The 3,250-nt window shown below is 59.4% G+C and carries 3 protein-coding genes; 1 reads left to right on the top strand and 2 read right to left on the bottom strand.

The genetic code is table 11. The annotated features are described in order from the left end of the window. Window positions 1–36: 36 nt before the first annotated feature. Window positions 37–867, bottom strand: coding sequence for an SDR family NAD(P)-dependent oxidoreductase (locus ACP2AV_RS15595; protein WP_426373689.1), 831 nt, complete (start codon window positions 865–867; stop codon window positions 37–39). Window positions 868–892: 25 nt separating this feature from the next. Then, window positions 893–2,077: a lipid-transfer protein gene (locus ACP2AV_RS15590; protein WP_426373688.1), complete on the bottom strand. Its 1,185-nt coding sequence runs from the start codon at window positions 2,075–2,077 to the stop codon at window positions 893–895. Between the two features lie 294 nt (window positions 2,078–2,371). Here ACP2AV_RS15590 and ACP2AV_RS15585 point away from each other — a divergent pair, with 294 nt between their 5' ends. Further along, complete coding sequence (locus ACP2AV_RS15585; RefSeq protein WP_426373687.1) at window positions 2,372–2,983, top strand: transferase hexapeptide repeat family protein; 612 nt, start codon at window positions 2,372–2,374, stop codon at window positions 2,981–2,983. Window positions 2,984–3,250 lie beyond the last annotated feature (267 nt).

Below are 3,250 nucleotides of genomic sequence, written 5' to 3'. Positions count from 1 at the left end.
CGCCAAGGCCCCACGTGGGGGCCTTGGCTGGAAGTCTTAGATTACAAAACCGCCGCCACAGATGACGTGCTGGCCCGAGATGAAGTTCGATTCCGGCGCACAGAACAGATAGACCGCACCTGCGGCTTCTTGCGGTGTGCCGACCCGACCCAGCGGAATCATGCGTTCCATCTGCGTCAGAAGTTCGGGGTTTACGCCGACCTTGATCTCTTTTTCCTCGACCTTGATCGTGCTTTCACCGTCCGCACTGCCCTCGGTCAGGCGGGTGCGGATGGGTCCGAAGGCCACGGCATTGACGTTGACCTTATAGCGGCCCCATTCCTTGGCCATCGTCCGGGTAACCCCGAGGATACCGGCCTTGGCGGCGGAATAGTTGATCTGGCCGGCATTGCCGCCGGTACCCGCGATGGACGAGATATTGACCACCTTGCGGAACACTTCCTGCCCTGCGGCAGCCTCTTCCTTGGCCTTCGCGCTGATCACAGGTTGGGCGGCGCGCAAGATCTTGAAGGGGGCCGTCAGGTGAACGTCGATGATCGCCTGCCACTGTTCGTCGGTCATTTTCTGAACAACGCTGTCCCAAGTGTAGCCAGCATTGTTCACGATAATGTCGAGCCCGCCAAAGCTGTCGACACCCGTCTTGATGAACCGCTCAGCGAAACCATCCTCGGTCACGCTACCGGCACAGACTTCGGCCTCACCACCGCTGGCACGAATTGCTTCAGCGGTTTCGTTGGCTGGATCGGCATCCAGATCGTTGACCACCACGCGGGCCCCTTCCGAGGCCAGCTTGAGTGCGATTTCGCGGCCAATACCCCGGCCCGAACCGGAGACAAGGGCGACGCGCCCGTCGAGTTTTCCAGTCATAAAATTCTCTCCCGATAGGTTTTCGTCAGGCTTTTTCATAAAGCGTGGTCACACAGGCCCCGCCGAGGCCCAGGTTGTGCTGGAGCGCCAGACGCGCACCATCGACCTGCCGTGCATCGGCCTGCCCGCGCAATTGCTGCACAAGTTCAGTACATTGGGCCAGCCCGGTCGCGCCCAGCGGATGCCCCTTGGACAACAGACCGCCCGACGGGTTGGTCACGTATTTGCCGCCATATGTATTGTCGCCATCGTCAACGAACTTCGCCGCATCACCGCGCGCGCAGAGGCCAAGTGCCTCATATGTGATGAGTTCATTGTGCGCGAAACAGTCGTGCAGTTCGACCACGTCCACGTCTTCCGGTCCGATGCCCGCGGCTTCATAAACTTGATCAGCAGCGTTCTTGGCCATCGAGAAACCGACAACCTCACGCATGTCGTGCGCATTAAAGGTTTCCGGTCCGTCTGTTGTCATTGCCTGCGCCGAAATCCGCACCGAGCTGTCGAGACCGTGCTTGTCAGCAAATTCCTTGGAACAGACAATAGCCGCCGCCGCGCCACAAGTTGGCGGGCAGGCCATCAATTTGGTCATGATGCCGGGCCAAACGACCTGAGCTGCCATCACTTCTTCGGCCGTTACTTCCTGCCGGAACAGGGCAACCGGATTCTTGGCGGCATGGCGGCTGGCCTTGGCGCGAATTTTCGCGAAGGTTTCCACCGGTGTGCCAAACTCGTCCATGTGGGCCTTGCCCGCACCGCCGAAATAGCGAAGCGCCAAGGGAATGTCCGAATTGCCAACCAGATCATCGGTTTCTTCGTCGAATGACGCAAACGGGCTGATCCGATCGTGGAACATCGCACCGATGGCGCCGGGCTGCATCTGCTCGAACCCAAGTGCCAGCGCACATTCCACCGCGCCGCTTTCAACGGCCTGGCGGGCCAGGAACAGGGCAGACGACCCGGTCGAACAGTTGTTGTTCACATTCACAACCGGGATGCCGGTCATGCCGACTTGATACAGGGCGCGCTGGCCACAGGTGCTATCGCCATAGACATAACCGACATAGGCCTGCTGGACCTTATCGTAATCCAGACCCGCGTCCTTGAGGGCGGAACGGGTGGCGGTGGACGCCATGACGTCATAGCTTTCGGATTTACCAGGCTTTTGGAATGGGACCATCCCAACGCCGGTGACATAGGCTTTCTGTGACATTTCTCTCTCCCACGTTTGGACTGGCCAGCTTTTGATAAGCGCCATTCCGTTTTCTACCATTTGTTAGAATTTACATGGCGCCGCGCGGGCCTGTCAACATGATCACACTGTGACGTAGGGTGCTTGTCGAATTTTCTAACATATGTTTGGTTGTTCGCGCCGCCTGTCTTGGGCGACCGCGGATATTCCGGTCCAGATCTTTGGGTCTGACCATGGCTTGGCACGGCGATTGATGCAGTTTGGATGTCTGGATTCGGCGACCATGGGTTTCCAGACCATGAAAGGGCAAGAAAAATGGCACATTGCTATGAATTCAAAGGGTTCGTCCCTGTTGCTCCCGAGGGAACGTTCGTTCATCCCCAGGCGGTTCTGATAGGAAATGTGATCCTTGGCAAAGGATGTTATATCGGGCCCGGGGCAAGCCTGCGGGGCGATTTCGGCAGGATCGTGATCGGCGATGGCGCCAACGTTCAGGACAATTGCACGATCCATTCCTTTCCCGGTCGCGATGCGGTGGTCGAAACTGATGGTCATATTGGCCATGGTGCAATTCTGCATGGGTGTACCATTGGCCGGAATGCTCTGGTCGGGATGAATGCCGTGATCATGGACGGCGTTGAGCTTGGTGCGGAATCTATCGTGGGCGCCCAAGCGTTTGTGCGGGGTGAAACGGTGATCCCGGCGCGTTCGATGGTGGTCGGATCACCGGCCAAGGTGATCCGCGAGGTCAGCGAGAAAGAGGTTGCGTGGAAGACTCGTGGGACGACCGAGTATCAGCAATTGGCGCGTGATTGTCTGGCTGGATTGCGGCCGGTCACGCCGTTGAGCGCGGTTGAGGCTGATCGTCCTGAGATGGCGGCGTCGGACGTGGTGTCGATCCAGGAGGCGCGGCGGCAGACGAGCTGATGCGCCGCTTGCGCGGGGGGTCTGAATGACCCGGGACCTGCACGGCCTGATCTCTGAATTGGGGTGTCTTGCGCGCGGGCGCATCGCTGGGCCGGGGCCAAGTCGTGATGCGGTCTGGCCCCGGCGCACACCAATGCGCCGGGGCCGGATCTTATGCGGTTACAGCCGGAATATCCCGTAGTGCGGATCGTCGATCGGCGCGTTCAGCGAGGCGGAAATCGACATCCCAAGCGCGTTGCGCGTATCGGCCGGGTCCAGAATACCATC

The sequence above is a fragment of the Aliiroseovarius sp. PTFE2010 genome (assembly GCF_049943335.1).
In the GTDB taxonomy this organism is placed as follows: Bacteria; Pseudomonadota; Alphaproteobacteria; order Rhodobacterales; family Rhodobacteraceae; genus JBNFVY01.
Note: the sequence above shows the minus strand (reverse complement) of the source record. Positions and strands in the feature narration are given on the sequence as shown.

Bases quoted from the DNA above. Each gene is read 5' to 3' on its own strand.
- ACP2AV_RS15595 (WP_426373689.1), bottom strand. From the start codon at position 867: ATGACTGGAAAACTCGACGGGCGCGTCGCCCTTGTCTCCGGTTCGGGC.
- ACP2AV_RS15590 (WP_426373688.1), bottom strand. From the start codon at position 2,077: ATGTCACAGAAAGCCTATGTCACCGGCGTTGGGATGGTCCCATTCCAA.
- ACP2AV_RS15585 (WP_426373687.1), top strand. From the start codon at position 2,372: ATGGCACATTGCTATGAATTCAAAGGGTTCGTCCCTGTTGCTCCCGAG.